At 62.0% G+C, this 3,131-nt stretch carries 1 protein-coding gene; it reads left to right on the top strand.

Features of this window, described 5'->3' with window-relative positions; translation table 11 throughout:
* Window positions 1-3,111, top strand: a 3,111-nt coding sequence (locus K8I01_00030; protein MBZ0218812.1) for a T9SS type A sorting domain-containing protein, incomplete at its 5' end; no start/stop codon positions are given.
* Window positions 3,112-3,131 lie beyond the last annotated feature (20 nt).

The following is a 3,131-nucleotide window of genomic DNA, read 5'->3' as shown; positions in this document are numbered from 1 at the left end:
ATCACGGGCAACAACTCTGAGCGTCTGGACACCACAGCCGGCAGCGGCAACGAATACAGCGGCAACGAGATCAGCGGCTTTGGCTACGGTATCGTCTCCTTAGGTATCGGCACGCTGCTCAAGGGCGGTGTCAACGAGTTTCGTCCGTACTACAGCACGGGCACCCAAATCAACCACAACGTGATCTATGATGTCGGCCGTGCCGGTATTGCCGCGGGCTATCAGGACAAGCTGCAGGTTAAGGGCAACCGCATCTACGGTGTGGGCAGCAGCTCAGAAGTTGCGGGCAAGGACGGTGCTGCGGTGCAGGGAGCCCCTGCCGCCGACGATGCCATGGGTATCCTCCTTGGCGGTGTTAACCAGTACAACGTGCAGAACGCCGTGGTCTCGGGCAACGAGATCAGTGGCATCCGTGGCACCTACATGAGCCGCGGCATCGTCATCGAGCAGGTGCGCAACGCCTACCAGTCGGTGTCGGCCTCCGGCGGGATGTACTACGCACCGTCGTCGGCCGAGCGTACGCTGGTGACGGGCAACACGGTCTGGGGTCTGTCACGGGGCAGCACCATGGGCAACCTTGGCGGCATCCACCTTCTGACGGGTCGCAACGGTGCCTCGCTGGAGACGCCGGCTTCTGCCGACTACTTCACGCGTGGAGACACGGTGGCCAACAACACGGTGGTGATGACCGATGACAAGGTGCAGAGCACCAGCAGCATGATTGCCGGTATCGCCGTTCAGCACGGTAACGGTACCGTCGTGGTCAACAACGCCATCGCCATGCTGGGCTCCTCCACGGCCAGCCAGAGTGTCCATGCGGGTTTACTCTACCAGGGCACGATGTTCCGCAACCAGAAGGTTAACACATGGTATCTGGGCAGCGGCGCCCCTGCGGCCCTGGTGTCGAACTACAACGCCTACTATACGCCGCAGAGCTCGGTAGCCTACATGATGGAGATCAGCGCCGGCAGCGAAGTTGTCTGGGAAGGCACGCCGGACGAGTTTCTGACCATGGACCAGTGGCGTAACTGGACGGGTCAGGACATCAGCAGCGTTACGGGCAACTTTGTCAGTGAATTTGAATATCAGGGAGTCGCCCCGGCACAGAAACTGCGCGTGAAGATCACGCCGCAGCCGCCAATCGGCTCTGTTCTTAACGACCGCGGCATCCGTCTGTCATCGGTGAAGACCGACATTGACGGACAGACGCGCGGCGCCGCCGGCCTGGGCTACGACATAGGTGCCGATGAGTTTGACGGCCGGAGCTACGTCAGCGACCTTGAGAGCATCGACATTCTGAGTCCGAAGTCGTACAAGGCCAGCAGCGGCATCACCAGCGATGCCGAGTACATCATGACGGCCGCCCCTGTTGACGTCTCGGCACGCATCCGCAACAACGGCGGACTGCCGCGTACGGGTGCCGACATCCGTGTGCGCATCTGGCTGGAGAGCCCTGTGAGCAACAACAACAACCTGTCGGTGCCGCAGTGGAATGCCAATCCTGTTGTGGACCGTACCTACAAGCTGGATCTTAACAGCGGTGCCAGTGCCGACATTACCTTTGGCATCCAGGGCTTTACGCCGCAGACCTACCAGCAGTTGCCGACCTATGCCGTACCGGGCCGTTTCAGTGCCATGAGCCTGAACGTAACGCCGCGCTACCGCGTAGAAGTTACCACGCCGAATGACCAGAACAATGCCAACAACAGCGTCAGCAAGGTGCTGCGCTTCTTCATCAAGCGTGCGCTTACCAGCATCATCGTCTCTGGCCGCAACGTCGGCACCGTCCTTGATGCCAACTCGACGTCCAACGAAGTTGCCGCCCGCCTTAACAGCGACAGTCTGCTGAAGGGCTTAAACGACCTTGGCTTCTACAACAACCCTGCGGGCATGATGTTCAGCTACGACGTCATGGACCGCTCGGCCTGGGAGCCGCGCGCCGTGGACTACACGATTTACCGTACGCTATTCTGGTCGCACGACCAGAACGGCTTCAGCATCAGCGAGCGTAACGACCTGCGCAACTTTGTAGCAGCCGGCACCTCGCGTGACAAGAAGAACCTGGCCGTAGGCAGTCAGGAGCCCACGCGGAAGCACATCGGCAACAGCATTGCCGCAGACGAGAACTTCGTGCACACGGTGCTGCGCGCCGCCCATCAGGCGCCGGGCACACCGCTGACGCCGAACTATGACGGCAAGAAGATCGTTGGTCGTGGCATCGCCCGCAACACCGAGGAGACCATCAGCAAGACGAGCTATGCCGGTGACGCCTCGCCGCAGCCGGCGCTTGTGAAGCTCTACTCTGACGGCACCACACCGGGCATAGCCCTGGCCTCGTACAGCTACAAAAAAGGTGACCGCAGCACCACCGACTCGATTGCCGGCAGTGCCACCGCCTCGCTGACCTCCAACAGAGTGTTCCTGGGCGTGGACTGGCGTCACTACGGTCGCACGGGTGCCTTCACGGGTGTGGAGCGTGTGCTTCGCGGCGTGATTGACTTCTTTGAAACCAACGGCGGCACGGTAGTGCCTGTGGAACTGCTGAGCTTTGACGCCCGTGGCCGCGGCAGCGATGCCGACGTGTTCTGGTCCACGGCCAGTGAGCAGAATGCCGACCACTTTGCCGTCGAGCGCCGTCGTGCCGACGATGTTACCGCCGGTGACGCCGCCGCCTGGAGCACGGTTGCCACCGTTGCCGCCGCCGGCAGCAGCACCGAGCGTCGTGACTACAGCATTGTGGACCGTGACCTCAGCAGTGGCCTCTACCAGTACCGCCTTGTGAGCGCCGACCGTGACGGCTCGCAGTCGCGCAGCGGCATCGTGGAAGTGCTTATAGGCTCTGACGGCACGCTGCTGAGCATCGAGAGCGTGCAGCCGAACCCCGTGCGGACCACCGCCGTGGTCACGCTGCAGCTTGCCGACGCCGGCACCGCCGACATCGCCGTGGTTGACATGCAGGGCAAGACCGTTGCCAGGCTCTACAGCGGCACCCTGCCGCAGGGCGTCAGCACGGTGGACCTCCCGGCAGCACCGCTGGCCAGCGGCACCTACACCGTGGTAGCCACCGTTAACGGTCAGACTGTCACAACCACCATCAGCATCGTTAAGTAAAACCAACCACGGGGGCTAAG

Source organism: Deltaproteobacteria bacterium, assembly GCA_019912665.1.
Lineage (GTDB): Bacteria > Desulfobacterota > GWC2-55-46 > GWC2-55-46 > GWC2-55-46 > UBA5799.
The sequence above is the reverse complement of the archived record's forward strand: the minus strand, read 5'-3'. Positions and strand labels throughout refer to the sequence as shown.